The sequence below is a fragment of the Streptosporangium sp. NBC_01469 genome (assembly GCF_036227305.1).
Taxonomy (GTDB): Bacteria; Actinomycetota; Actinomycetes; order Streptosporangiales; family Streptosporangiaceae; genus Streptosporangium.
This window is the reverse complement of the sequence record NZ_CP109465.1, coordinates 10684307-10710514: the sequence shown is the minus strand read 5'-3', so window position 1 is coordinate 10710514 and position 26208 is coordinate 10684307. Positions and strand designations below refer to the sequence as shown.

The 26208-nt window shown below is 69.2% G+C and carries 20 protein-coding genes; 10 read left to right on the top strand and 10 right to left on the bottom strand.

What is annotated here, in order from left to right; translation table 11 throughout:
* Positions 1–46: 46 nt before the first annotated feature.
* The gene (locus OG587_RS46635; protein ID WP_329085548.1) at positions 47–1009 is read left to right on the top strand and encodes a zinc-binding dehydrogenase; all 963 of its coding nucleotides are present in this window, start codon (positions 47–49) and stop codon (positions 1007–1009) included.
* 156 nt (positions 1010–1165) lie between these two features.
* Here OG587_RS46635 and OG587_RS46630 read toward each other — a convergent pair whose 3' ends face one another.
* From OG587_RS46630 to OG587_RS46590, 9 genes are all read right to left on the bottom strand, one after another.
* Positions 1166–1855, bottom strand: a complete 690-nt coding sequence (locus tag OG587_RS46630; protein ID WP_329085546.1) for a PadR family transcriptional regulator — start codon at positions 1853–1855, stop codon at positions 1166–1168.
* A complete protein-coding gene (locus tag OG587_RS46625; protein WP_329085544.1) occupies positions 1852–2601 on the bottom strand; it encodes a DUF4097 family beta strand repeat-containing protein in 750 nt (249 codons plus the stop codon). Before OG587_RS46625 ends, OG587_RS46630 begins: the two co-directional genes overlap by 4 nt.
* 117 nt (positions 2602–2718) lie before the next feature.
* Entirely contained in the window at positions 2719–2895 is a 177-nt protein-coding gene (locus OG587_RS46620; RefSeq protein WP_329094229.1) for a DUF6104 family protein, read from the bottom strand.
* Positions 2896–3032: 137 nt separating this feature from the next.
* Entirely contained in the window at positions 3033–6734 is a 3702-nt protein-coding gene (locus OG587_RS46615; protein ID WP_329085542.1) for a multifunctional oxoglutarate decarboxylase/oxoglutarate dehydrogenase thiamine pyrophosphate-binding subunit/dihydrolipoyllysine-residue succinyltransferase subunit, read from the bottom strand.
* Positions 6735–6927: 193 nt separating this feature from the next.
* Positions 6928–7593 (bottom strand): B3/B4 domain-containing protein, encoded by a 666-nt coding sequence (locus tag OG587_RS46610; RefSeq protein WP_329085540.1) that lies wholly within the window; start codon positions 7591–7593, stop codon positions 6928–6930.
* 46 nt (positions 7594–7639) lie between these two features.
* Positions 7640–7918 carry a helix-turn-helix domain-containing protein gene (locus OG587_RS46605; RefSeq protein ID WP_329085539.1) on the bottom strand — a complete coding sequence of 93 codons (279 nt, stop codon included), beginning with the start codon at positions 7916–7918 and terminating at the stop codon, positions 7640–7642.
* Positions 7919–7925: 7 nt separating this feature from the next.
* Positions 7926–8291, bottom strand: coding sequence for a type II toxin-antitoxin system RelE/ParE family toxin (locus OG587_RS46600; RefSeq protein WP_329085537.1), 366 nt, complete (start codon positions 8289–8291; stop codon positions 7926–7928).
* 114 nt (positions 8292–8405) lie between these two features.
* Positions 8406–10934, bottom strand: a complete 2529-nt coding sequence (locus tag OG587_RS46595) for a glycoside hydrolase family 9 protein (protein WP_329085536.1) — start codon at positions 10932–10934, stop codon at positions 8406–8408.
* A 205-nt stretch (positions 10935–11139) separates the two neighbouring features.
* On the bottom strand, positions 11140–12033 hold the full coding sequence (locus tag OG587_RS46590) for a glutathione S-transferase family protein (protein WP_329085533.1): 894 nt from the start codon (positions 12031–12033) through the stop codon (positions 11140–11142).
* Positions 12034–12344: 311 nt separating this feature from the next.
* Here OG587_RS46590 and OG587_RS46585 point away from each other — a divergent pair, with 311 nt between their 5' ends.
* The 3 genes from OG587_RS46585 (at position 12345) to OG587_RS46575 (ending at position 14271) form a co-directional block, all read left to right on the top strand.
* Positions 12345–13127 (top strand): ABC transporter ATP-binding protein, encoded by a 783-nt coding sequence (locus OG587_RS46585; protein ID WP_329085531.1) that lies wholly within the window; start codon positions 12345–12347, stop codon positions 13125–13127.
* Positions 13124–13645: an NADPH-dependent FMN reductase gene (locus OG587_RS46580; protein WP_329085529.1), complete on the top strand. Its 522-nt coding sequence runs from the start codon at positions 13124–13126 to the stop codon at positions 13643–13645. The genes OG587_RS46585 and OG587_RS46580 overlap by 4 nt, the downstream gene beginning before the upstream one ends.
* Positions 13646–13764: 119 nt before the next feature.
* Positions 13765–14271 carry a flavin reductase family protein gene (locus OG587_RS46575; protein WP_329085527.1) on the top strand — a complete coding sequence of 169 codons (507 nt, stop codon included), beginning with the start codon at positions 13765–13767 and terminating at the stop codon, positions 14269–14271.
* A 361-nt stretch (positions 14272–14632) separates the two neighbouring features.
* Here OG587_RS46575 and OG587_RS46570 read toward each other — a convergent pair whose 3' ends face one another.
* A complete protein-coding gene (locus tag OG587_RS46570) occupies positions 14633–15691 on the bottom strand; it encodes an NAD(P)H-dependent amine dehydrogenase family protein (RefSeq protein ID WP_329085526.1) in 1059 nt (352 codons plus the stop codon).
* A 327-nt stretch (positions 15692–16018) separates the two neighbouring features.
* Here OG587_RS46570 and OG587_RS46565 point away from each other — a divergent pair, with 327 nt between their 5' ends.
* The 6 genes from OG587_RS46565 (at position 16019) to OG587_RS46540 (ending at position 26186) form a co-directional block, all read left to right on the top strand.
* Entirely contained in the window at positions 16019–16915 is an 897-nt protein-coding gene (locus OG587_RS46565) for an SDR family oxidoreductase (RefSeq protein ID WP_329085525.1), read from the top strand.
* A gap of 518 nt (positions 16916–17433) precedes the next feature.
* Entirely contained in the window at positions 17434–20889 is a 3456-nt protein-coding gene (locus OG587_RS46560; protein WP_329085523.1) for a ThuA domain-containing protein, read from the top strand.
* A 130-nt stretch (positions 20890–21019) separates the two neighbouring features.
* Positions 21020–22204 carry an ROK family protein gene (locus OG587_RS46555; protein ID WP_329085522.1) on the top strand — a complete coding sequence of 395 codons (1185 nt, stop codon included), beginning with the start codon at positions 21020–21022 and terminating at the stop codon, positions 22202–22204.
* 14 nt (positions 22205–22218) lie between these two features.
* Positions 22219–23730: a sugar ABC transporter ATP-binding protein gene (locus OG587_RS46550; RefSeq protein WP_329085521.1), complete on the top strand. Its 1512-nt coding sequence runs from the start codon at positions 22219–22221 to the stop codon at positions 23728–23730.
* 277 nt (positions 23731–24007) lie between these two features.
* Positions 24008–25021, top strand: a complete 1014-nt coding sequence (locus OG587_RS46545; protein ID WP_329085520.1) for an ABC transporter permease — start codon at positions 24008–24010, stop codon at positions 25019–25021.
* 103 nt (positions 25022–25124) lie between these two features.
* A complete protein-coding gene (locus tag OG587_RS46540) occupies positions 25125–26186 on the top strand; it encodes a substrate-binding domain-containing protein (protein ID WP_329085518.1) in 1062 nt (353 codons plus the stop codon).
* The last annotated feature ends 22 nt before the right edge of the window (positions 26187–26208 follow it).

Here is a 26208-nt window from a genome sequence, read left to right as displayed (position 1 = left end):
GGGCCCGTTCGCGGTGGGCGCCGCGCGGACGGCGTAGGGTGCGGCCATGTTCGCTGTAACCGCCACGCGGATCGATCCCGACAACCCCCTTGACGGTCTCACGCTCGGTGAGCGTCCGGAACCCGAGGTTCCCGACGGGTGGACCACCGTCACGGTGAGGGCCGCCTCGCTCAACCACCACGACCTGTTCAGCCTGCGAGGGGTCGGCCTCCGCCAGGAGCAACTCCCGATGGTGCTCGGCACCGACGCCGCCGGGCTCGACGAGGACGGCAACGAGGTCATCGTGTACTCGGTGATCGGCAGCGGTGCCGACGAGACGCTCGACCCGAAGCGCTCCCTGCTCTCGGAAAAGCACGACGGCACCTTCGCCGAGCGGGTCACCGTGCCCCGGCGCAACCTCGTGCCCAAGCCCGCCGCGCTCAGCTTCGAGGAGGCCGCCTGCCTGCCGACGGCCTGGTTGACCGCCTACCGCATGCTGTTCGACAAGGCCGGGCTCGAGCCGGGCTCGACCGTGCTGGTCCAGGGCGCGGGCGGCGGCGTGGCCACCGCGCTGATCCTGCTGGGCCGGGCCGGGGGATACCGGGTCTGGGTGACCAGCCGCTCGGAGAAGAAGCGGGCGCGGGCCCTGGAACTGGGTGCCGACCGGGCCTTCGAGAGCGGTGCCCGGCTGCCCGAGCGGGTCGACGCGGTGATGGAGACCGTCGGCCAGGCCACCTGGGGGCACTCGCTGAAGGCGCTGCGCCCCGGCGGCCGGATCGTCATCTCCGGCGCGACCAGCGGCGCGGTCCCGCCGGCCGACCTGAATCGCGTCTTCTTCCTGCAGCTGTCGGTGATCGGCTCCACCATGGGCACCCGCGACCAGCTGGGCAGACTGGCCCGCTTCCTGGAGCAGACCGGCACTCGCCCGCTGATCGACCGCGCCCTCCCGCTGGCCGAGGCTCGCGAGGGCTTCGCGGCCATGCACGAGGGCGAGCTCTTCGGAAAGGTCGTCTTCACCCTGCCGGGATGAACCGTGCCGGGATGAACCGTGCTGGGATTGAGCCCTGCCGGGATGAACCCGGCAGGTCCGGAGGTGGGGGCCACCCGTGCCGTGCGCGCCACCTCACGGAGGCCGCCGGTCGTGGCGTGCCGCGCCCGGCGGGCGTCCCGCGAGGCGCCGCCGGGATCACCGGAGCGCGTCGCGGATGCGGCGGGCCGCGTCGTACAGGGCGTCCTGGGCGGTCGCCAGGGTCTCCTCGCTGACCTGCGCGGCCGCCGCGTCCCTGCGGACCTCCTCGACGAACTCGGCCAGCATCTGCCCGAGCCGGGCGTCTCCGGCGGGTGACCCCTCGCCGGTGAAGCCGTCGGCCCAGACGCGCTTCCACTCGTCCTTCCACTCGCCGGTCTGGCGTTGCCACTCGCGCTTCTGGCGCTGCCACTCCGTCTTCTGCTCGCGCCAGATCTTGCGCGAGTCCTGCTCGGGACCCTGGCGCACGTCGCGCGCCATCTGGGTGAGCTCCTCGCGCAGCGACTTGACCGTGTCGCGCACGTCCTCCTTGACCTCGCGGGCGATGTCGCGGACCGAGTCGGAGATCTCCTGCTCCAGGTCGGCGAGCTCGTCGAGCCGCTCGTTGAGCTCGTCGCGGCCCCGGTCGCTGATGGTGAAGACCTTCTTGCCGTCCACGACCTCGTGGGTGACCAGGCCCTCCTCCTCCAGACGGGCCAGGCGCGGGTAGATCGTGCCGGGGGAGGGGGAGTAGACGCCGAGGAAGCGATCCTGGAGCAGCCGGATCACCTCGTAGCCGTGGCGCGGGCTCTCCTCCAGCAGCTTCAGGAGATAGAGCCGGAGCCTTCCGTGGCCGAAGACCGGGCTCATGCCTGCGCTCCCTTCAGGAGGGTGACGTCGGCGGAGACCGTGTTGGCCGTCAGTGACGCCATGCCGCCGCCGATCCGGCCGCTCAGCGTCTTCGCGCCGGGCTGGACGGAGTAGTCGAGCTCGGGGAAGCCGGTGTCGATCCTGCCCGAGGTGGAACGGATCTTGACATCGGTCTCGACCGTGTACGGGAGCCGGAGCACGATGTCGCCGGAGACGCTGTTCATCGTGACGTGGCCGGTCGGCGGAAGCTCCAGGTCGGCGGTGACCCGGCCGGAGACGGTGGTGACGCTCAGCCGCCGGGGCGTGCCCTGGGCCACGGTCAGCTCACCGGAGATGCTCTTGAACGACAGATCGCCCACCAGGCCGCGGCTCTCCACGGCGCCGGAGACGGTGTCGGCGTTGATCTCGCCGCTCACCCCGTCGAGCACGATTTCACCCGAGACGCTCCTGACCGAGGTGCGGTCCTCGAACCCGGCGACGACCGCTGACGCGGAGACCACGCCCACGTTGACCGGGCAGTCCTTCGGCACGGTCAGTGACAGCGTGGCCCTGCGGCGCCCGGGACGCAGCCAGCCCAGCAGGCCGTCCCAGGTGAGGTCCTTGTAGGTGACGGTGAGCGTGCCGTCGTCGTCGTGGGTGACGAGCAACGGGGGGTTGTCGACCTCGGTGACCTCAAGCGTGGGAGGGCCGTCGCTGGCCAGCACAGCCAGCTTCCCCGCCACGATCCGCACGTTGAGTTTCCTCACGGAGTCAAAGGTGAGCTGCTCTGGTTTTTCGATCGTCCATTGCCGCATGCGCGTGACCTCCTTGTACTGACACGATATGTCGCGTCCATCGGAAGGTCAAGATATATCGCGTTTTTCTCAGTCGTCCTCGTCGTCCAGCCGGGCCAGCCAGGTGGCCAGCCGTTCCACCGGCGTTTCGAAGTCGGGGTTCAGGTCGACGAACTCGCGCAGACGTTCGGCCAGCCACACCACGGTGACCTCCTCCTCGCCCCGGCGCGCGACGAGTTCCTCGATACCGCGATCGGTGAAGTACATCACGTTCTCCTCTGACAACGCTGTGGTCACACTCGCGATCTCCTGGTGCCTCGCGATAACGGGAAAGTCCCCCGCAGAGGCTCCTGCGGGGGACTTCCGTGGTGACGCCTGCCTCGGACCGGCCGGTGGCCGGTCGCCTACTTGAAGATCTCGCCCAGCATCTGCTGCAACTCCGCCTCGTGGGTGGAGTGCGAGCCGGTCGCCGGAGAGGAGTTGGCCTTGCGGGAGACCCGCTTGATCGAACGCCCGCCGAAGACCCCCGGGTTCTCGGCCAGCTTGAGCGCGAGGAACGGCCACGGACCCATGTTGAGCGGCTCGTCCTGCACCCACACCAGCTCGATGTCGGCGGCGTAGCGGCTCAGCTCGATCTCCAGCGGGTCGCCGGGGAACGGGTAGAGCCGCTCGAGACGGACGATCGCCACGTCGTTGCGGCCCTGCTTGTCGCGGGCCGCCGCCAGGTCGTAGTAGAGCTTGCCGGAGACCAGCACGACCTTGCGGACGCCGGCCGGGGGGGCCGTGACGTCGCCGAGCACCGGCTGGAACGACCCCGAGGTGAAGTCGCCGACCGCCGAGATCGCCGCCTTGTGCCGCAGCAGCGACTTGGGCGTGAACACCACCAGCGGACGGTGCCGGTTCGACAGCGTCTGCCAGCGCAGCAGGTGGAAGTAGTTGGCCGGGACCGTGGGCTGCGCCACGGTCATGTTGTCCTGGGCGCACATCTGCAGGAAGCGCTCGATGCGGGCCGAGGAGTGGTCGGGCCCCTGCCCCTCGTAGCCGTGCGGCAGCAGCAGGGTGACGCCGGAGCGCTGACCCCACTTCTGCTCGCCCGAGGTGAGGTACTCGTCGATGATCGACTGGGCGCCGTTGACGAAGTCGCCGAACTGCGCCTCCCAGGCGACCATCGCCTCGGGCCGCTCCACGCTGTAGCCGTACTCGAAGCCGAGCGCGGCGTACTCGCTCAGCAGGGAGTCGTAGATGTAGAACTTCGTGGTGCCCTGGTTGAACGTCTTGAGCGGGGTGTGCTCCTCGCCCGTGACGCGGTCGACCAGCACGGCGTGCCGCTGGGTGAACGTGCCGCGCCGCGAGTCCTGGCCGACGAGGCGGACCGGGTGGCCGTCGATCAGCAGCGAGCCGAAGGCCAGCGTCTCGCCCATGCCCCAGTCGATGCGGTCCTCGGCGACCATCTGCCCGCGGCGCTGCAGCACCGGCAGCAGGCGCGGGTGGACGGTGAAGCCCTCGGGCATGTTGAGCTGGGTCTCCACGATCCGCTTGACGGTCTCCTCGGAGACGGCCGTCGTGACGTCCTCGTGCGACCAGGGGACGGTCTCCATGTCGACCGGGCGGGAGAACTCGCCCGTCGGGTCCTTGGCCGCCGCGCGGGTCTCGGCGAAGGCGTTCTCCAGCTTGGCCTGGTAGTCGCGGAGCGCGCCCTCGGCCTCCTCCACCGTGATGTCGCCCCGGCCGATCAGCGCCTCGGTGTAGAGCTTGCGGGTGGAGCGCTTGGCGTCGATCAGGTCGTACATCAGCGGCTGGGTGAAGCCCGGGTTGTCGGACTCGTTGTGTCCCCGGCGCCGGTAGCAGATCAGGTCGATCACCACGTCCTTGCGGAACGCCTGGCGGTACTCGAACGCCAGGCGGCCGACCCGGACCACGGCCTCGGGGTCATCGCCGTTGACGTGGAAGATCGGGGCCTGGATCATCCGGGCCACGTCGGTGGCGTACACGCTGGAGCGCGAGCTGGCCGGGCTGGTGGTGAAGCCGACCTGGTTGTTGACCACGATGTGCACGGTGCCGCCGGTGCGGTAGCCCCGCAGCTGCGACAGGTTGAGCGTCTCGGCCACCACGCCCTGGCCGGCGAAGGCCGCGTCGCCGTGGACGAGCACCGGCAGGACGGTGAAGCCCTCCTCGCCGCGCTCCAGGAGGTCCTGCTTGGCGCGGACCACGCCCTCCAGGACCGGGTCGACCGTCTCCAGGTGGGAGGGGTTGGCCACGACCGAGGTCTTGAGCTTGGAACCGTCGGGCGAGACGAAGTCGCCGCTGGCGCCCAGGTGGTACTTCACGTCGCCGGAGCCGTGCGCGCTGCGCGGGTCGATGTTGCCCTCGAACTCGCCGAAGATCTGCCCGTACGACTTGCCGACGATGTTGGCCAGCACGTTGAGGCGCCCGCGGTGGGCCATGCCGACCACGGCCTCGTCGAGCCGCTCCTCGGCCGCGGAGCTCAGCACCGAGTCGAGCAGCGGGATCAGCGCCTCGCCGCCCTCCAGCGAGAAGCGCTTCTGCCCGACGAACTTCGTCTGCAGGAACGTCTCGAACGCCTCGGCGGTGTTCAGCCGCTCCAGGACGCGCAGCTGCTCCTCGCGGTCGGGCTTGGCGTGCGGCCGCTCGATGCGGGCCTGGATCCAGGCCCGCTCCTCGGGGTTCTGCATGTGCATGTACTCGACGCCGATGGTGCGGCAGTAGGAGTCACGCAGCACGCCGAGGATCTCGCGCAGCTTCATCAGGGGCCGGCCGCCGAAGCCGCCGGTGGCGAACTCGCGCTCCAGGTCCCACAGGGTCAGGCCGTGTGACTTGATGTCGAGGTCGGGGTGCTTGCGCTGCTTGTACTCCAGCGGGTCGGTGTCGGCCATGAGGTGGCCGCGGACCCGGAAGGCGTGGATCAGCTCGATGACCCGGGCCGACTTCGCCACGTCGTCGTCGTGGGTGGTCGAGATGTCCTGGACCCAGCGGATCGGCTCGTACGGGATCCGGAGGGCTTCGAAGATCTCGTCGTAGAAGCCGTCCTCGCCGAGCAGCAGCCGGTGGACCTGCCGCAGGAAGTCGCCCGACTGGGCGCCCTGGATGATGCGGTGGTCGTACGTGCTGGTGATCGTCATGACCTTGCTCACCGCGAGGCGGGAGAGCGTCTCGGGGGAGGCCCCCTGGTACTCGGCGGGGTACTCCATCGCGCCGACGCCGATGATCGTGCCCTGTCCCGGCATCAGGCGCGGCACCGAGTGCACGGTGCCGATGGTGCCCGGGTTGGTCAGCGAGATCGTCGTGCCGCTGAAGTCGTCGACACCCAGCTTGCCCGCCCTGGCCTTGCGCACGACCTCTTCGTACGCGACCCAGAACTGGCGGAAGTCCATCCGCTCGGTCGCCTTGATCGACGGGACCAGGAGCTGGCGGGTGCCGTCGCTCTTGGCGACGTCGATGGCCAGGCCCAGGTTGACGTGCTCGGGCTTGACCAGCACCGGCTTGCCGTCGACCTCGGTGTAGGAGTGGTTCATCTCCGGCAGGACCTTGAGGGCCTTGATCACCGCGTAGCCGATGATGTGCGTGAACGACACCTTGCCGCCGCGACCGCGCGACAGGTGGTTGTTGATCACGATCCGGTTGTCGATGAGCAGCTTCGCCGGGACCGCGCGCACACTGGTCGCCGTCGGGACAACGAGGCTGGCCTCCATGTTGGCCGCTGTCCTCGCGGCGGCGCCGCGTAGTCGGACTTCCTCGGCACCGGCGGCGGCGGGCAACTGCGTCTCCTGCTTGGGTTGGTCCGCCGGGGCGGGCTTGGCCACCGCCGGCGCTGGGGTCGTCGCTGCGGGGGCCGGGGTGGCCTGAGCCGCAGCCGGGGTGGCCGAGGGCGCAGCGGGTGTCGGTGGAGCGGCGGGCGCGGCGGCGGCCGCGCCCTGGGGCGCGGCGCGGCCGGACCCCGAATCAGGGCTGTAGTCGGCAAAGAAGTTCCACCAGGCCCGGTCGACCGACTCGGGGTCCTGGAGGTACTTCTGATACAGCTCGTCGACAAGCCATTCGTTCTGACCAAAGGCTGCCAGCGGGTTTGTCCGCGACGACTCAGACGACACGGCGGAAATCGCCCTCTTCCGCAGATCGGCGTTGATGATAGAGAACCTGTCCAAGGCTACTCGCCTCGGCTTGGACCTGCGCCAGTCTGACGACAGCTTCCTCGCCGATCCTCTCAGTATCGGCCAAAGTGGTCAGCCACCGGGTAACTGTTTACTCGCTCAGGCGCTGGTCAGCCCGATCCGGCGGGCGCGGTCAGCCCGGCCAGACCAGTCGCGACTCCACCCGTATTCCCGGAGTGACGTCTTCGAGCAGCCCGGCCAGCTCGTCTCCGGCCGCGCGCAGCTCCTCCGACGACAGGGGTGCGAGCCGCTCCAGCAGGAACAGCGCGTCCGTCGTCTCCTCGGTGATCCGGGTGCGGACGCACTGCCGCCAGTTCCACCGGCGGCAGGTGACGCCCCTGTCGTCGCGCCAGACGACCTCGCCGGCCTCCGGGTGGTCGATCGCGGGCTCGCCCTTCTCGACGACCTCGAACGGCTCGTCGCCGTTCGCGCGCACCAGCCTCGCCGCCCCCTCGTAGCGGGCCAGATCCTCCCCGCCGATCGGCAGGCCGTGCCTGACGCTGATCGCGTTGTAGGCGTCGACCACCCGGTTGATCTCCGGCGGCGGCATCCGCCTGACCAGCGCGTCCACCGAGGGCCTGGTCCGCTGCGGCTTCGCCCCGAACCCCCGGTACGCCTCCCGCCACGCCTCGACCCTCGGGTCGTCGGCCGCCACGGCCTTCTCCGCCGCCTCCGCCAGCCAGGCCCGCGACCTGTCGTCCGTCGGCCCGTTGCGCAGCCCGTACACCCCCATCACCAGCACCCCGAAGTCGGGCCTGAGCACGCTGACGGCGGGATCCACCCGGATGTCCTCGATCACGGCCCCAGTTTAGGGCGCTCGCGGCCCTTGCCCCCGGGAAGCGGCGTCAGGCGGCCGCGTGGGGGGTGAAAGTGACGTTCAAGTCGGCGTCCAGCGCTTTCGCAAGGCGTCGGAGCAGTGCCAGCGTCGGGGTGACCCCCCCTGTTTCCAGGCGGGAGACCTGCGGTTGGGTCATCCCGGCCCGCTCGGCCAGCTCCGCCTGTGAAAGGCCGAGCTCCATCCGGCGGTTGTAGACCTGCTGCCCCAGGAGCAACGCCTCGCGGGCTTCCTGGTAGGCGTCGGCACGGCGCTCGGCGCCTGTCCGCTCCCACGTGCTGTGAGCCATGCCCCACTCAGTCCTTCCAGACGCGGTCGTAGACCTCCGAGGCGACCACATGAAGATTCTCACATTCGACCTGTGCTCGACGAGCGCGTTCAACCTGACCGGTCTCCCTGCGGCGTGTCTTGGTGAAGACGGTGAGAAGGACGATCCGCCGACCGGGAGCGAGCCAGTAGGTGATCCTGGCCTGACGGCGCGTGAGCGAGAGGCGCAGCTCACGCACTTTGCCTCCAAGGTGCCTGGAGTAGGGCTCGTCGAGCGTCTCGGCCTGTTCGGAGAGGAGATCGGCCAGAGCTTCGACCTTCACGTAGTCGCGTTCGGAAAGCGACTCAAGCCAAGATCGGATCTCGGGCTCGACCTCGATGACATATAGCCTCACGGACCGTGAGGCTATATGTCATCGATTATATAATCCGCGATACGTCAACATCGGTAACCGCAGGTCACCGGCTTAGGCGTCCGATTATGGACGTACGTGATCAAGTCGTGCCGGTCACCTGCAGAGGCCGCCGTTGAGGAGGAAGCGTTCCGGTTTGGGGTTGGGGCCGGGGGCGTCGGCGCCGATGAAGCCGAAGGTGACCGAGCCGCCGGGCTTGATGGTCTTGTTCCAGGCGAGGTTCTTGGCGGTCACGGTCGCGCCGTCCTGGGTGAGGGCGGCGCTCCAGTGCCGCCGTACGGCCTGGCCGCCCGGGAAGGACCAGTTGAGGGTCCAGCCGTCGATGGCCCTGGTGCCGGTGTTGGTGACGGTGACCTGGGTGTTGAACCCCTCCGGCCACTCGCCGTGGGTGGTGTAGGTGACCTTGCACGGGCCGGGGGCGGCGGGGGTGGCGAGGTAGGAGGCGATCCAGGCGAGCGGGGAGTTCCAGTTGATCGTCAGCTCGTTGGTGGCCCACGACTCGATGTCGTCGATGTAGCAGAACTGGGGCTTGCAGCCCCTGAGCTTGGCCTGGGCCACCGGGTCCTGGATCGCGGAGTTCGGGCCTCCGGCCAGGGTGCCGCGCGGCGGGTTGGGCAGGGACGGGTCGAGCTGGTGGGCGTACCAGCGGCTGTGCTGGTTCTTCGAGGCGACCTCGCCGTAGCCGGTCACGTACGACTGGTTCAGCGCGTTGCGCCCGAAGAGGTAGTCCAGCCCCTCCAGCACCCCGTCGCGGTATCTCGCCTCGCCGCTCAGGTCGTGGGCGACGGCCATCACGACCATGTTGTTGAGCACCAGGTTGTTGGAGCCCCAGTCGTAGTCCGGCGGGTTGTACGGAACGCCGTACGGGTGGGCCTTCTGGACGGCGAGATACCTGTCGGCGCCCTCCAGGACCGACCGGCGCACCTGCGCCCGGTCGGGGAGTGCGCTGGGCACGGACGCCAGCTGCAGGCGGCCGAGCTGGGCGGTGTTGCCCCAGTCGAAGCCGCGCTCGCGCCAGATGTCGCCGGTGTGGTGCGGGGAGGCGAGCACGTGGTCCCTGAACTCCTTCTCACCGGTGGCGAGATAGAGCTCGGCGGCGGCCCAGTAGAACTCGTCGGTCACGTTGTCGTCGTTGTAGGCGCCGCCGCCCACCCCGTCCGCCGGGTCCGCGTACCGCGCGGGGTTGGCCTTCGCCGCCGCCCACGCCTTCCTGGCCGCCGTGAGGTTGCGCGCGGCGAACGCGGCGTCGTACGGGGCGAAGAGGCGGGCAGCCTGGGCCCCGGTGGCGGCCAGGTTGAGGGTGGCGGCGGTGGAGACCGGGTGCAGCTCGCGTGGCTGGGGGTCCAGGTGGGGCAGGAGGGGCAGCCCGGTCCACGCGGCGTCGTGGATCTTGTGGTGGGCCATTCCCGCGTACGGCCTGCCGTCGGGGACCTGCATGCTGAGCAGGAACTCCTGCTCCCAGCGGGCCTCGTCGAGGATGTCGGGCACCCCGTTGCCGCTCTCGGGGATGTCGAGGTCGCCGTCCCTGTGGACGCCGTCGGCCTTGGCGCGCTCGAAGGCGGACATCAGCTGATGGACGGAGATGCCGCCGTTGACGACGTACTTGCCGTGGTCGCCCGCGTCGTACCAGCCGCCCTTGACGTTCAGCGTGTAGTCGCAGACGCCCGGCTGGCAGGGCACCGCGACGTCGCCCCGGTTGGGGGCGACCCCGGCGTGCCCGGCCGGCCTTCCGTAGCCGGGGCGGAGGTCGTCGAGGATCGGGATGCCGCTGCGCTGGGTGTAGTAGAACTTCAGCGCGTCGGTCCTGAGCTCGCCGTAGACGTCCGCGCCGATGTCGAACGGGCGGCTGGTCTCGCCGTCGGCCTCCAGCGTGTAGCCGGTGCCGGGCGCGGTGACCGTGCCGAAGTCGATCGAGTGCGTGTTCTGGCCGGAGCTTCCGTCGACGCCGCGCGGGACGGTGTCCCCTTCGGCGACGACCTCCCCGCCGCGCCTGAGTTTCCAGTCCACCGGCTCCGTGCCCTCGGTGACGAGGGTGGCGTTCTTCGGCCCCGAGGGCAGGTAGCCGACCATGTTCACCCGGACGCGGGGCCCGGTGTCCGGTTCGTAGACGTCGGGCTCGGCCCCGCCCTTCAGGGAGACGTCGTCCACGCAGAACCTCCACGGGGTGGCGCTGCCCCCGAGTTGGAACGCCACCTGCGCGCCCGGCAGGTCCACGGGCGAGGTGAAGGTGTAGCGGTAGTCGTTACCGGACACGCTCAGCTCGGGGTTGGCCGACAGGTACTGCGTGTAGGGGTCCACCGGGAGCTGTACGAGGGCCTTGGCCACCCGCCCCGGCGTCGCGATCCCGAAGAAGGAGAACTCGTACGTCTCGTCCTTGACCAGCGGGATGTCGTTCTGGCCGACGATGACGTCCCACGGGTTGGCGGTGCCGCCGGGGACGTCGGCGCACAGGCGGCCGTCCTCGACCTCCAGCGCGGTGTTGCCGGTGCTCCACCAGGGGGCGGTGCCGGTGTCGAAGGTGCCGTTGACGATCTGTTCTGGGCCGTCCGCGGCGGCGGGCAGGGGGGTCAGGGTCACCAGGGCGGCGGCCGTGGCGAGGGCGAGCCAGGCGGGTGGTCTGATCACAAAGGGTCCTTTGGGCGGGGGAGGTGCCAGGTTGCGGGAGCGCGGGTCCGAGGGGCCCGGTCGGGGGAACCCAAGTGGGAGCGCTCCCACAACCTGGGTGCCCGATGTTTCCAGCGCGTTTCGCCCACCGTCAACCGGCCCCCTCCAGGACCGCCCGCCGACCGGGCGAATGACCGATTTGTCCGATGAAACTTTCAGCGGGGCGTCAGGGGGCGGTCCAGTCGATCTCCGGCCCCCGGGGCACGATCCCGCTCGGGTTGACGTTCGTCTGCGTCACGAAGTAGTGCCGCTTGATCTGGTCGAAGTCGGTCGTGTCGCGGAACGCGGGGATGGCGTGGAGCTCGCGGGCGTAGGCCCACAGGACCGGATAGTCGGCCAGCCGCCGTACCGAGCACTTGAAGTGCGAGTTGTAGACGGCGTCGAACCTGGCGAGCGTCGGGTAGAGCCGCACGTCACTCTCGGTGAGCGCGTCGCCGTGCAGGTGGCGGCGGGTGGACAGCCGCTCCTCCAGCAGGTCGAGCGTGGCGAACACCTCGGTGACCGCCTCGTCGTACGCCTCCTGCGAGCGGGCGAACCCGGCCCGGTAGACGCCGTTGTTGAGGCCGCGGAAGATCACCTCGTTGAGCGCGTCGATCTCCTCGCGCAGCTTCTCCGGGTAGAGGTCGGGCGCGCCCTCGGCGTGCCACGGCGCGAAGGCCGTCTCCAGGGTGAGGGTGATCTGCGGGTAGTCGTTGGTGACCAGGCGCCCGGCGGTGACGTCCCAGACGCAGGGCACCGTGTAGCGGCCCTCGTAGCCGGGGTCGGTCGCCAGGTAGAGCTCGGAGAGGTACTCCACCCCGGTGACCGGGTCGCCCCCGGGGATCCGCCAGCCCTTCTCGTCCCTGATCGGGTCGACGATCGTCACCCCGACCACATCCCGCAGGCCCAGCAGCTCGCGGACGATGAGGGAGCGGTGCGCCCACGGGCAGGCGTAGGACGCGTAGATCTGGTAGCGGCCGGGCTCCGGCGGGTGCTCGCCGCCCGCCTCGATCCGCGTCGTGAACCGGTTCGGCTGCCTCTCGAAGCGACCGCCGCCGGAGATCTCCTTTTCCAGCTTCATGTCTCGACGGTACGGGACCTTCGGCGGGGAGGGGGGCGCGGTTCCTCCGAGGTATTTCATGTACAACCAGTAGGAAATATTGACTTACTGGAAAGTGGTGCGTAGTTTCTCCGGTATGGGCATCTATCTGACTCGGTGCGCGCACGTCGACCTCTGCCGTGTGTTCAGCGCCCAGTGTCCGTGATCACGAATCGACCCGCCGTCCCCTCCTCCCCCATATCTCACAGGACGCATATCGTGATCATGATCAGTCATGTCCCCACCCTCGTCACCCTCGCCGTCCCCGTCCGCGCCCCTTCGGGGGGTGCCCGGTGAAGCTCCGGATCCAGGGGGTCGGCAAGGAGTTCACCGGCCGTGACACCCGACGTTCCTTCGCCGCCCTCGACGACGTCAACCTCGACGTACGGGAGGGGGAGCTTCTCACCCTCGTCGGGCCGAGCGGCTGCGGCAAGTCCACCCTCCTCGACCTGATCGCCGGGCTGGCCGCGCCGACCGCCGGCCGGATCCTGCTGGACGGCATCCCCCTCGAAGGCCCCGGTCTCGACCGGGGGATCGTCCTGCAGCAGTACGCGCTGTTCCCCTGGCGCACGGCGCTGTCCAACATCGAGTTCGCGCTGGAGGGCAGGGCCGCCACGAAGCGGGAGCGCACCGACCTGGCCAGGGGGTATCTGGACCTGGCGGGGCTGGGCAAGCTCGGCGACCGCTACCCCCACGAACTCTCCCGCGGCATGCCCCAGCGGGTGGCCATCGCCAGGAGCCTGGCCGCGGATCCGACCGTGCTGCTCCTCGACGAGCCGTTCGCCGCGCTGGACGCCGGGACCCGGGAGTCGCTCCAGGAGGAGCTGGTGCGGATCTGGGAGAAGACCGGCACGACGCTCCTGTTCACCACCCGGAGCATCGACGAGGCCGTCTATCTCGGCCGGAGGGTCGCGGTCATGGCCTCCCGGCCCGGCCGGATCCAGGGGGCCGTCGAGGTGGATCTCGGCCCCCGCGAGGGTGACCCGAGGGGCGGTTCCCGCTTCGGGGAGTACCGCCACGAGGTGTGGAAGCTTCTCCGTTCCGATGTCGACCAGAAAGCACCGGTGGCCTCATGAGCATCGTGACCGTGGTGGGAAACCCGCGACCGGGATCGCGCACCCACGGGGTGGCCGTCCGGGCGGCGGAGGCCGTCGCCCGGCGGATCGGGGACGGGGGGCCTCCAGAGATCGTCGACCTGGCTGCCCTGGCCCCGCTGCTGTTCGCCCCCGAGACGGCGCCGGAGGTGAGGGCCGCGCTGGAGCTGGTCGCCGGGGCCGACGTGCTGGTGGTGGCGAGCCCCACCTACAAGGCCACCTACACCGGCCTGCTCAAGGCGTTCCTCGACCGGCTGCCGGGCGGCGCGCTCGCCTCGGCCGTCGCCCTCCCGGTCCTGGTGATGGGCGACGCCAAGCACTCGCTGGCGGTGGAGCTCCACTTCCGGCCGCTGCTGGTGGAGCTCGGCGCGACCGTTCCTACGCCGGGCCTCGCGCTGCTGGAGTCGCAGATCTCCGACCTCGACGCCGTTCTCGGCCCCTGGGCCGACCGGGTCGGCCCGCAGGTGTCCGCGGCACTCGGAGAGAGGGCTCCCGCATGACGCCGGGAAGAGATGGCGAGCGTAATGGGTTCTGAGAGGTGTCCTTTGTTCCTCAGAGGGGGAAAAGTGACCAAGTGGAGCATCTTGGTGATACCCCACACAGTGCTGAGCGAGGTGCCATGACCGAGACACTGTCGGGCCGCGCGGTCGACGCGGAGAGCTTTCGGCAGGCACTGGCCGTCCACGCGGCCGGGGTCGTCGTCGTCACCGCGCAGGTCGACGGCGTACCGGTCGGCCTCACGGCCACCTCGTTCTCATCCGTCAGCCTCACACCCCCGCTGGTCTCCTTCTACGTGGACCAGTCCTCGACCACCTGGCCCTGGCTCCGGCAGGCCGATCACTTCGCGGTGAACGTCCTGGCCAGCGATCAGGCCGAGTTGGCCTCGCGTTTCGCCAGGAAGGGCGTCGACCGCTTCGCCGCTCCCACCTCCTGGACCCCCGGGCACCTGGGCGTCCCGCTGCTGGGCGGCGTCTCGGCCCACCTGATCTGCGCTCCCCACTCCACCGTCGACATCGGCGACCACGTCCTGGTCGTCGGACTCGTCACCGACACCAGTCTCGAACCCGGCGGGCGACCTCTCCTGTACCACCAGGGCCGTTTCGGGCGTTTCATCCCGCATACCTGATGCCTCTGATCCCGCGATGATCCTCCGCCCGGTCTCGCGGGGATCGGCGACGCCGGATGCCGGGCACGGCGCCGTACCGTTCCCGCTGTGCCCGGGGCCGGCGTCATCGGCCGGTCGGCGGGGGCGGGCGGGGTCGGTGACGTCCCAGAGGCTGGTGGTGTGGTCGGACGACGCCAGGGCGAGCAGCCGGGCGTCCGGGCTGAAGGCGACTTCCCTCAGCATCTGCCGGCTCGATGTGGCGGGCCAGGCCGGTGGCGCGGGTGTTCGGGCCGGTTCTTGGCCGGAGTCGTGAGCGGGCCGATGCCCGGCGGGCCGTGAACGTCCGCTCTGGGGATGCCTCGGAGGGGGCCGAGGAGGATCCTCAGGCGAGGCGGACGGTGCCCCGGCCGGTGGCCAGGGGGAGATCCAGCACGGTGCGGATGCCCGGCGGGGCGGCGCAGAGGGCGGCGACGGAGTTCACGGCGTGAGCGGCGGCGGCGGCCAGGCCGTGGGAGATCTCGTCGACGGTGAGCATCAGCTGGGGCACGCCCTCGATGTGGATGCTGAAGCCTGGATCGGCCCAGCGTTTCACCCGGTCGGCGTCGGCCTTGTAGACGCACTCCACGGTCATGAAGGGACGGCCGCGGACCAGCCCGCTGAACATCCAGCGGGACGCGCACACGGTGCCCGCCCTGACCAGTCCCGCGGCGATCTCGAACTCCTCGGACGCGAGCTCGAACTCGTCGCTCTCCTCGACCTCGTCGAGGGTCACGCCGAGGTTGTCGGCCACGAACTGGACGCTCTCGGCGAACAGCGAGCGCTGGAAGGCGCGGAAGGGGCGCACGGCGGCGACGTAGTCCTTGGCCGAACGCGTGAAGCCGAACAGGTCCACCACGATCTGCCGGGACGGATGCCCCCGGAAGTCGGACGACTCCCGGACGTAGATGTGGTCGACGCGGCTGGACAGGCCGGTCAGCGTGAGCGGCAGCATGTCGCTCACGAAGCCGGGGTTGACGCCGGTGCCGTGCAGGGACGTTCCTCCCGCGCGGCAGGCGGCCTCCAGACGCTCCACCACCCCCGGGCCGTAGCACTTGGGGTACACGAACCCGGTGGTGGTGATGACGTTCTTGCCGGTGGCGAGCAGCGCGCAGATGGTCTCCACGTCGCTCGGATGCTTCCCGCCGAAGTAGGACGCCGGCAGCGGCATGTGCAGTACGCAGTCGGCCTCCGTGGCGAGAATCTCCTCGACGTCGTCGGTGCAGGTGACACCGGCCTCGGGGAGCCCCACGAGGGTCCCCGCGTCCTGTCCCACCTTGTCCGGGTCGTAGACCAGAACACCGGCCAGTTCGAAATCCGGCCGGGTGATCACGCTGCGCAGGGAGTATCTGCCGACGGCGCCCGTGGCCCACTGGACCACGCGCCGGGGCGGCGATAAGGACATATAGGGCCTCCAGCCCAAAATATTGGGCGGGGCCTTACTAGGAGAATGTGAGGGGTGTCGTCGTTGACCCTCGCCCGTGTGGGGCAAAAACTTTAGCAGAAATTAACACGCATGCTTACTATGCGCAATGATCCCAGGCATTTTTGGTTACCGTCGCGCGCCTTTCCTTGCGGCGGCGTAACAGTTCCGCCGATGACTCGTCACGGTTTCGCGGGCGATGTCCCAAAGGTTCCGCAGGTGGTGTCCCGGGGATTCCCATGGCATCACGCGGGCCGGGCGAGCTATTGTTCAGACGACTAGAATTATGTTCTCGTGGGAGGGTTGCGGATGTCAGAGCTGCGGTTTGACGGCAGGGTCGCGGTCATCACCGGCGCCGGGCACGGACTCGGCCGCTCGCACGCGCTGTCGCTCGCCGAGCGCGGCGCCAAGGTGGTCGTCAACGACCTGGGCGGGGCACTGGACGGCACCGGCGCCTCCGCGGGCCCGGCCGCCGAGGTGGTCGAGCTGATCAGGAAGGACGGCGGGGAGGCGGCCGCCAGCACCGACGACGTCGCGACCCCCGAGGGGGCCCAGGCGATCGTGCGGACCGCGATCGACACCTACGGACGGCTGGACATCGTCGTCAACAACGCGGGCATCCTGCGGGACAGATCCTTCGGCAAGATGAGCGTCGAGGAGTTCGACCAGGTCCTCGCCGTCCACGTCCGCGGCTCGTTCCTGGTCAGCCGGGCGGCGTTCCCGTATCTCAAGGAGCAGGGGTACGGCCGGATCGTCAACACCTCCTCGCCCGCCGGGCTGTTCGGCAACTTCGGCCAGGCCAACTACTCCACCGCCAAGATGGGCCTGGTCGGCCTCACCAAGACGCTCGGCATCGAGGGCGCCAGGGCCGGGATCAAGGCCAACGCGATCGCGCCGATCGCCTGGACCCGGATGACCGAGGAGCTCCTGCCCGCCGAGTTCGAGGCCAGGTTCACTGCGGATCGGGTCAGCGCCCTGGTGACCTTCCTGGCGCACGAGGCCTGCGAGACCAGCGGCGAGGTCTTCAGCGTCGGCGCCGGCCGGATCGCGCGGGTGTTCGTGGCCGAGGGGCCCGGCTGGCGGCAGGACGACCACACGGTGGAGGACATCCGGGACAACTGGCAGGCGATCCTCGCCGAGCAGCCGTACCTGACCCCGACCACCCTCGGACAGCAGGCGACCGCCTCGATGAAGGCCATGCTCTGACGGCCGGACGTTCAAGGGCGCTCTCGTTCCGAGAGCGCCCTTTTCGTCGCCCGGAGGGATTTCCGGTGATTTCCGGCGGTCATGGAACGGTCCGGAGGGTGCGGCGGGGATATGGGAATCAGATGAAACGCCCGGTAGGGCGGGCGAGGGAGTCCGGGTGGACGGGATCCGCTTTCGCGGCGCGGGGGCGATATGTTCTGCCTGGCCTCAGCAACCTTTTGCTTGACGGCTGGCAGAACTTGTCCTTACCATCCTGAAATAAGGAGGAAATAAGTCAGAAACCGGCAGATCTCGAGATTTGCTGCCGCTCGTTCCGATGTCGACACCGGTTCGTCCGCCCTTTCCCTCTCCAGCACCACCACTGGCCCGCTCGCTCCCCGGGTTGTCACCACCGGTCCGCCCACCCAGGCCGCCCGGTTCGCTTCGCATGCCCTTCTCGTCCCCCAGGAGATTCCGTGCGCCGCCAGTTCACCGCCTTAATGGTCCCCATCCTGCTCTTGTTATCCGTTTTCTCCGGTGTGTCAACGTCCTCGGCGAGCGCGGGAGCCGCGAAGGCGGCCGCCTTCCGGGTGCTGCTGTTCACCGAGACCGCCGACTACGTGCACGGCTCGATCCCGGCGGGCATCACGATGGTCCAGCAGCTCGCCGCCGCCAACGACTTCGAGGTCGTCCAGTCCGCGAACTCGACCGTGTTCAACGACGCGAACCTGGCCACCTTCGACGCGATCATCATGCTGCAGAACTCCGGCATGGTCTGGGACAACGACGCCCAGCGCCAGGCCACCCAGAAGTTCGTCAACGACGGCGGCGGCATCGTGGCGGTCCACAACACCACGGACATGAACGTCGAGGCCCAGTTCCCCTGGTGGGACCAGCTCGTCCTGGGCGGCGCGCACATGACCGCGCACTCCAGCATCGTGCAGGGCACCGCCAAGGTCCTGGACAAGAAGCACCCCTCCACCGTGGGCCTGCCCGACCGCTGGACGCGTACCGAGGAGTGGTACAACTTCAGCAAGAACATGCGGGGCGACGTCCACGTTCTGGTCACCGCCGACGAGACCACCTACGACGCCGGCGGCAGCAAGATGGGCGCCGACCACCCGATCTCCTGGTGCCGCAACACCGAGGGCGGGCGCGTGTGGGCGACCGCGATGGGCCACGAGAGCGCCTCCTATAGCGAGGCCAACTTCCGCCAGCACGTGCTCGGCGGCGTCAAGTGGGCGGCCGGCAACGCCGCGGGCGACTGCGGTGGCACCATGTGGAACCGGTTCCAGAAGGTGACGCTCGACAGCGCGCCCGACCAGCCGATGGGCCTGGACATCGCCCCCAACGGCGACGTCTACTACATCGCCCGTTCCGGCAAGCTCATGCTGGTCCGCAAGAGCAACGGCCAGATCGTGACCACCGGCACGCTGAGCGTCTACACCGGCGGCGAGGACGGGCTGATCGGCATTGTCCTGGACCCGAATTTCGCGGCCAACCGCTGGGTCTACCTCAACTACTCGCCGACCGGTTCCGCGGCGATCAATCAAGTCTCCCGGTTCACCCTGAACGGCGACACCCTCGACCTGTCCAGCGAGAAGAAGCTTCTCGCCATCCCCGCCACCAGGACCGACGAGCCGGGGCACACCGGCGGGTATCTCACCTTCGGGCCCGGCGGGAACCTCTACATCGGCGTCGGCGACGACATCAACCCCTTCGCCTCCGACGGGTACACGCCGATCGACGAGCGTTCGGGCCGCGCCAACTTCGACGCGCAGAAGACCAGCGCCAACACCAACGACCTGCGCGGCAAGATCCTGCGGATCCACCCGGAGGGCAACGGCACCTACACGATCCCCTCGGGCAACCTGTTCGCGCCGGGTACCGCGCAGACCCGCCCGGAGATCTACGCGATGGGCTTCCGCAACCCGTTCAGGTTCTCGGTGGACTCCGAGACCGGCTGGATCTCGGCGGCCGACTACGGCCCCGACGCAGGATCGGCCAACGCCAACCGCGGGCCCGAGGGCACCGTCGAGTGGAACCTGATCAAGTCGCCCGGCTTCTACGGCTGGCCGTACTGCGTCGGCAACAACATCCCGTTCAACGACTACAACTTCGCCACGTCCACCTCGGGGCCGAAGTTCAACTGCTCGGCGCCGGTGAACAACTCGCCAAACAACACGGGCCTGACGAACCTGCCCGCCGTCAAGACCGCCACCGTCTGGTACAACTACCACCTCGTTTCCGAGTGGCCGGAGATGGGCACCGGCGGCGGTGCGGCCCCGATGGGCGGGCCGTTCTACCACTACGACGCGGCCAACCCCTCGGACACGAAGTTCCCCGCGTACTTCGACGACACCCCGTTCTTCTACGAGTGGAGCCGCAACTACCTGATGGAGATGCGGCTGGACGGCGGCGGCAACGTCCTGAAGACCAACCGCTTCCTGTCCAACCTCGGGTTCAGGTCGCCGATAGACATGAAGTTCGGCCCTGACGGCGCGATGTACCTGGTCGAGTGGGGGGCCGGCTACGGCGGCACCAACCCCGACGACGGCGTCTACCGCATCGACTACATCAACGGTTCGCGTTCCCCGATCGCCAAGGCGAGCGGGACGCCGACCTCCGGCCAGGCCCCGCTCGCCGTCCAGTTCTCCTCGGCGGGCTCGGCGGACCCCGACGGCGACGCGTTCACCTACGCGTGGGACTTCACCAGCAACGGCTCGACCGACTCCACCTCGGCCAACCCCTCGTTCACCTACACCGCCAACGGCACCTACACCGCCAGGCTCACGATCACCGACCCGTCGGGCAAGAGCGGCTCGGCGACGGTGCCCATCACGGTCGGCAACACCGCGCCGGTCGTGCGGTTCGGCTCGCCGCCCGACGGCATGGCCATCAACTTCGGCGACTCGGTCCCGTACACGGTGACCGTCACCGACCCCGAGGACGGCACGATCGACTGTTCCAAGGTCACGGTGGTTACGGCGCTCGGCCACGACACCCACAGCCATGACACGGGCCAGTTCACCGGCTGCTCGGGGACCGTCGTGACCACGAACTCCGGACACGACGCCGACGCCAACACCTTCTACGTCCTCACCGCGACCTACGTCGACAAGGGCGGCCTGTCCAACACCGCGAACCTGATCCTGCAGCCCCGCCAGAAGCAGGCGGAGTACTTCACCGGCTCCTCCGGGGTCCGGATCGTCGACCAGGCCGGGGCGCAGAACGGCAAGCGCGTCGGTGACATCTCCAACAACGACTGGATCTCCTTCTCGCCGATGAGCGTCCAGGGGGTCGCGTCGGTGTCGTACCGGGTGTCCTCGCCCGTGGGCGGCGGCTCGATCGAGTTGCGCGCCGACTCGCCCACCGGGCAGCTGCTGGCCACCACATCGGTGCAGAACACCGGCGGCTGGGACACCTACCAGCAAACGGCCACCACCTCGCTGGCGTCGCTGTCGGGCAGCCATCCGCTGTTCCTGGTGTTCAAGCACTCGACCGCCAACCAGTTCGATCTCGACTCCCTCACCCTGAACGCCTCGGGGGGGTCCAGCGGGCCGGTGGCCGGCGGCGTCTACACCATGGTCGCCGCGCACAGCTCCAAGGCGGCCGACGTCGAGGGCCAGTCCACGGCCGACGGGGCCAAGGTGGTCCAGTGGGCGGCCGGCGGCGCCGCGAACCAGCAGTGGAGGTTCACCGCCGCGACCGGCGGCGCCTTCACCCTCACCGGCGTCCAGGGAGGCAAGTGCCTGGACGTGAACGCCGGCTCCACCGCGCCGGGCGCACCGATCATCCAGTGGACCTGCCACAATGCCGCCAACCAGCAGTGGAGGTTCACCGCCGGGACGAACGGCACCTGGAGGATCACCTCGGTCGCGAGCGGCCACTGCCTTGAGGTGCCCGGAGCCTCGACCGCCGACGGCACGCAACTCACCCAGGCCACCTGCGGGACCGGCGCCAACCAGCAGTGGAGGCTCACCCGGGTGAGCTGACCGGGGCGGGTCAGGTTCGCCGACTTTTGCCGATTGCTACAAAAGTCGGCGAACCGTTAGGTAAAAGTGATTCACAAATCAGTCTAAAGAGGGTTAGCTTCTGCACACCTGCTCGGAACAGGGAGGTGTCGTGAAGCGGACCGTCGCTCGGCCAGAGAACGCGCACCAGGCCGCGCTGCTCCGGCTGCTGCGCGAGAGGGCGCGGTCGCGCGCCGAACTCGGCGACGTGACCGCCCTGTCACGATCCAGGCTCAACCTGGAACTCGACCGGCTCATCGAGCTGCGCCTGGCCGAGCAGGCGGGGCTGGCGGCCTCGCGCGGCGGGCGCAGGTCCGGCCTGGTACGGCTCTCCGGAGAGCTCCGCTTCGCCGGGATCGACATCGGCGCCACCTCCATCGACGTGGTCGTCACCGACGGTGAGCTGGAGATCCTCAGCCACCTGAGCGAGCGGTGCGACGTGCGCGACGGTCCCGTGGCCGTGCTCGACCAGGCCATGGAGATGATCGCCAAGCTGGGTGAGCAGGGCATGTTCACCCAGCTGTACGGCGCGGGGATCGGTGTCCCCGGGCCGGTCAGCTTCCGCGAGGGGGTGCCGGTCGCCCCCCCGATCATGCCCGGCTGGGACCGCTACCCCGTCAGGGAGGCGGTCGGCCAGGCCCTCGGCTGCCCCGCGGTGGTCGACAACGACGTCAACATCATGGCCCTCGGCGAGCTGCACTCGGGGCTGGCCAGGCAGGTGGACGACTTCCTGCTCGTCAAGATCGGCACCGGTATCGGCTGCGGGATCGTGGTGGACGGCAAGATCTACCGGGGTGTCTCCGGCAGCGCCGGCGACATCGGTCACATCCGCGTCGACGATCAGGGCCCCGTCTGCGCCTGCGGCAACGTCGGCTGCCTGGAGGCCTACTTCGGCGGGACCGCCCTCGCCAGGGAGGCCACGGCCATCGCCGGGCGCTCGGCCTACCTGGGCCGGCGTCTCGACCAGACGGGCACCCTCACCGCCGAGGACGTCGCCTTGGCCGCCGAGATGGGCGACGCCGAGGCGGTACGGCTCATCCGTGACGGCGGGCGCAGGGTCGGCACGGTGCTGGCCGGGCTCGTTAGCTTCTTCAACCCCGGCCTCGTGATCATCGCGGGAGGAGTGGCCCAGCTGGGTCACGTCCTCCTGGCGGAGATCAGAAGCGTCGTCTACCGCCGGTCGCTGCCCCTGGCGACCGGAAACCTGCCCATCGTGCTCTCGGAGCTGGGACCCGACGCCGGCGTGGTCGGCGCGGCCAGGCTCAGCAGCGACCACGTCTTCTCGGCTCCACGATGAACCAGCGAGGCCCCATGTCAGAAGCCACCCCCCTGCTCCTCATGCGCGGGATCGTCAAGCAGTTCCCCGGAGTGCGCGCCCTCGACGGCGTCGACCTGGAAGTGCTGCCAGGAGAGGTGCACTGCCTGCTCGGCCAGAACGGTGCCGGGAAGTCCACTTTGATCAAGACCTTGGCGGGCGCTCACCAGCCCGACGAGGGGACGATCACGTTGAACGGTGAGGATGTGCGGCTGTCGAGCCCGATCGCCGCGATCAGGCTCGGGATCTCCACGATCTATCAGGAGCTTGACCTGGTGGACGGGTTGAGTGTGGCCGAGAACGTGTTCTTGGGTCATGAGCCGTCCCGGATGGGGTTCGTGGGCCGGGGTGAGGCGGCGCGGGCGACGCGGGAGTTGCTGGCCAGGTTGGGGCACGGGGAGATCCGCCCGTCGACGGAGGTGGGGCGACTGTCTCCGGCGGCCAAGCAGGTGGTGAGCATGGCGCGGGCGTTGTCGCACGACACCCGGTTGATCATCATGGACGAGCCGTCGGCGGCGCTGGCCCATGACGAGGTGGGCAACCTGTTCCGGATCATCCGGGAGCTGACCGCCCAAGGGGTGGCGGTGGTCTACATCTCGCATCGGCTGGAGGAGATCCGCGAGATCGGGGATCGGGTGACGGTGCTCAAGGACGGCCGGACGGTCGCGGTGGGCCTGCCGGCGAAGGAGACGCCGACCTCGCAGGTGGTGTCGCTGATGACCGGCCGCAACGTCGAGTACGTCTTCCCGCCGCGCCGCGCGGAACCCGTCGCCGGGAACGAGGTGCTGCGGGTCGAGAACCTCACCGTGCCCGGGGTCGTCGCCGACGTGTCGTTCTCGGTGCGGGCGGGGGAGATCGTGGGGCTGGCCGGTCTGGTCGGCTCGGGCCGTTCGGAGATCATCGAGGCGGTGTACGGGGCGCGGCGGTTCTCCGGTCAGGTGGTTTTGGAGGGTAAGCCGGTGCGCCGGGGTGGTGGCACGACGGGTGCGGTGCGGCTGGGTATGGGCCTGGCGCCGGAGGAGCGTAAGGCTCAGGCGTTGCTGCTGGACCAGAGCGTGTCGCGCAACATCAGCCTGGCGAGTCTGGGCCGGTATTCGCGGCTGGGCTGGATGGACCGGCGCCGGGAGGCGGCCGACGCGCGGGAGATGGTGCAGGCCCTGGACATCCGGCCCGCTGATCCGGAGCGGCCGATCAAGACGTTGTCGGGCGGTAACCAGCAGAAGGCGGTGCTGGCCCGGTGGTTGCTGAACAACCGCAAGTTGTTGCTGTTGGACGAGCCGACCCGCGGGGTGGACGTGGGGGCTCGGGCGGAGTTGTACGCGGTGGTGCGGCGGCTGGCCGATGAGGGGATCGGGGTGTTGCTGGTCTCCAGCGAGGTTCCCGAGGTGCTGGGGCTGGCCGATCGGGTGCTGGTTCTGCGGGAGGGCCGGGTCATTCGTGAGGCCGGTGCCGGTGAGCTGGACGAGCACGCCGTCCTCGACATGATCATGGAGGGGAGTGCCCTGTGACCATCCCCTTCCCCGGGTTCCCCGGGAGAGCCGGGAACCCCCGACCCCCGGTGAACCCCGGACACGCCGGGAACCCCCGACACGACGGAAGCGCGGGAACCCTCAGGACCCCCGGGAACGCCGGGAACGCCGGGAGCGCCGTACCCACCGGGAGCGCCGGGAACGCCGTACCCACCGGGAGCGCCGGACGCGCCGGGACTAGCGAAAGGAACCGACAGGTCTTCATGGACGTCATCTCTCTCCGTTCCGGAGCCCCGAGTGCCGTGGCGGTGCTCCGGTGAAGCCGCCCGTGGACGAGCACGACCACGTCGAGGCGCCCGCCCGCAAACCCGTGGTGGCGAGCCCGCTCGCCCGCTTCGGAGAGACGCGCCATCTCGGGCTGGTGGTCGCGCTGGTGTTGCTGGCGGCGGTGGGCCTGCTCACGGTGCCCGACACCTTCGCCACGACCTCCAACATGGTGAGCATCCTGTCGCTGGCCGCGACCATCGGGGTGATCACCGTCGGCATGACGTTCGTGATCATCGGCGGGGGTATCGACCTGTCGGTGGGCGCGATCATGGCGTTGGCGTCGGTGTGGGCGACCACGCTGGCCACCCAGTCCTACGGCCCGTTCGTGATGATCGTGTGCGCGGTGCTGGTCGGTACCGGTGCGGGCCTGGTCAACGGGTTGCTGATCTCCTACGGGCGGATGGTGCCGTTCATCGCCACTTTGGCGATGCTGGTGGCCGCCCGGGGGCTGGCGCAGCGGATGTCGGACCGGCGGACCCAGCTGGTGCAGCAGGGCAACGAGATGATCGTGGAGCTGTCGACCAGCCGGGTGCTGGGCATTCCGCTGCTGGTCTACATCTTCGCGCTGGTGGTGATCGCCGGGTGGGTGCTGTTGAACCGCACCACGTTCGGCCGGCGCACCTACGCGGTGGGCGGTAACCCCGAGGCGGCCCGGCTGGCCGGTATCGACGTGCGCCGGCACACCGTGATGTTGTACGGGCTGTCGGGGTTGTGCTGCGGTATCGCGGCGGTGTTGATCATGGCCAGGACGACGACGGGTTCCTCCACCCACGGGGACCTGTACGAGCTGGACGCGATCGCCGCGGTCATCATCGGCGGCACGCTGCTGACCGGCGGCCGGGGATCGATCATCGGGTCGATCCTGGGTCTGCTGATCTTCACCGTGATCACGAACCTGTTCATCCTCAACGGGCTCAACACCAGCGACCAGCTGGTGGCCAAGGGCCTGATCATCGTGGTGGCCGTGCTGCTCCAGCGACGCAGTCTCGAATCGAGAACCTAGACCGCGTCCCACGGACCGGTCAGGGGATCGCGGGGCGCCTCGCACGTCCACCCAACCCCTACGTTTCACCCCCCATGATTCACCCCCAAGAAGGAGCAAGGTCATGACAGAAAACGTCGCGCGCAGGGGTTTCCTGCTCGGCGGTGCGGTTATCGGTGCGGGTGCGCTGGTGACGGCGTGCACGGGTAACGAGGCGGCGGCTCCGGCGGCGGCTTCGGCTCCGGCGCCGGCTCCGGCCGCGACCGGCGGGAACGACGCCCCCGGTGAGAAGGTCGTCATCGGTTTCTCGGCGCCCGCGGCCGACCACGGCTGGATCGCCGCGATCGCGAAGAACGCCGAGGCCGCGGCCAAGGAGTACTCCGACATCGAGTTCAAGCCGGTCGAGCCGACCAACGACATCAACGCGCAGATCTCCGCGGTGGAGTCGCTGATCGCGGCCAAGGTCGCCGCGCTGGTGATCCTGCCCAACGACGGCCAGCAGCTCAACCAGATCGCCCGCCAGGCCTCCGACGCCGGTATTCCGGTGATCAACCTGGACCGGGTCTTCCCCGACAAGCTCTCCTACCGCACCTGGATCGGCGGCGACAACTACGGCATGGGGGTCGCGGCCGGTCACTACATCGGTAAGAAGCTCAAGGACAAGGGCGTCGCGTCCCCGGTGATCCTGGAGATCCAGGGCATCGCGACCCTGCCGCTGACCCAGGACCGCAGCAAGGGGTTCGAGGACGCGCTGAAGACGTATGGGTTCAGTGTGACGGCCAAGCAGGACGCGCAGTTCACCGTGGAGTCGGGTACCAAGGTGGCCGCCAACCTGATGCAGGCGCACAAGAAGATCGACGCGATCTGGAACCACGACGACGACCAGGGGATCGGGGTGCTGGCCGCGATCAAGGAGGCCGGGCGCAGCGAGTTCTTCATGGTCGGCGGCGCCGGGTCGGCGAACGCGATGCGCGACATTCAGGCCGGGTCGGGGGTGCTGGAGGCGACGGTGACCTACAGCCCGACGATGGCGTCCTCGGCGATCAAGCTGGCGCGTCTGATCGCCCAGGGCAAGGGCATGAGTGACCTGCTGGAGAACCAGGTGCCCCAATCGATCACGTTGGCGTCGGAGACGATCACCAAGGAGAACGTGGCCGAGTACCTGCCGCTGGGATTCGAGTCCTGATGAGTCAATCCGATGGGCCGAC

What these genes read in the sequence shown, in the direction of transcription:
- OG587_RS46635 (WP_329085548.1), top strand. Translation starts at nt 47, where the DNA reads ATGTTCGCTGTAACCGCCACGCGGATCGATCCCGACAACCCCCTTGAC.
- OG587_RS46630 (WP_329085546.1), bottom strand. Translation starts at nt 1,855, where the DNA reads ATGAGCCCGGTCTTCGGCCACGGAAGGCTCCGGCTCTATCTCCTGAAG.
- OG587_RS46620 (WP_329094229.1), bottom strand. Translation starts at nt 2,895, where the DNA reads ATGTACTTCACCGATCGCGGTATCGAGGAACTCGTCGCGCGCCGGGGC.
- OG587_RS46605 (WP_329085539.1), bottom strand. Translation starts at nt 7,918, where the DNA reads ATGGCTCACAGCACGTGGGAGCGGACAGGCGCCGAGCGCCGTGCCGAC.
- OG587_RS46590 (WP_329085533.1), bottom strand. Translation starts at nt 12,033, where the DNA reads ATGAAGCTGGAAAAGGAGATCTCCGGCGGCGGTCGCTTCGAGAGGCAG.
- OG587_RS46580 (WP_329085529.1), top strand. Translation starts at nt 13,124, where the DNA reads ATGAGCATCGTGACCGTGGTGGGAAACCCGCGACCGGGATCGCGCACC.
- OG587_RS46575 (WP_329085527.1), top strand. Translation starts at nt 13,765, where the DNA reads ATGACCGAGACACTGTCGGGCCGCGCGGTCGACGCGGAGAGCTTTCGG.
- OG587_RS46570 (WP_329085526.1), bottom strand. Translation starts at nt 15,691, where the DNA reads ATGTCCTTATCGCCGCCCCGGCGCGTGGTCCAGTGGGCCACGGGCGCC.
- OG587_RS46565 (WP_329085525.1), top strand. Translation starts at nt 16,019, where the DNA reads ATGTCAGAGCTGCGGTTTGACGGCAGGGTCGCGGTCATCACCGGCGCC.
- OG587_RS46550 (WP_329085521.1), top strand. Translation starts at nt 22,219, where the DNA reads ATGTCAGAAGCCACCCCCCTGCTCCTCATGCGCGGGATCGTCAAGCAG.
- OG587_RS46540 (WP_329085518.1), top strand. Translation starts at nt 25,125, where the DNA reads ATGACAGAAAACGTCGCGCGCAGGGGTTTCCTGCTCGGCGGTGCGGTT.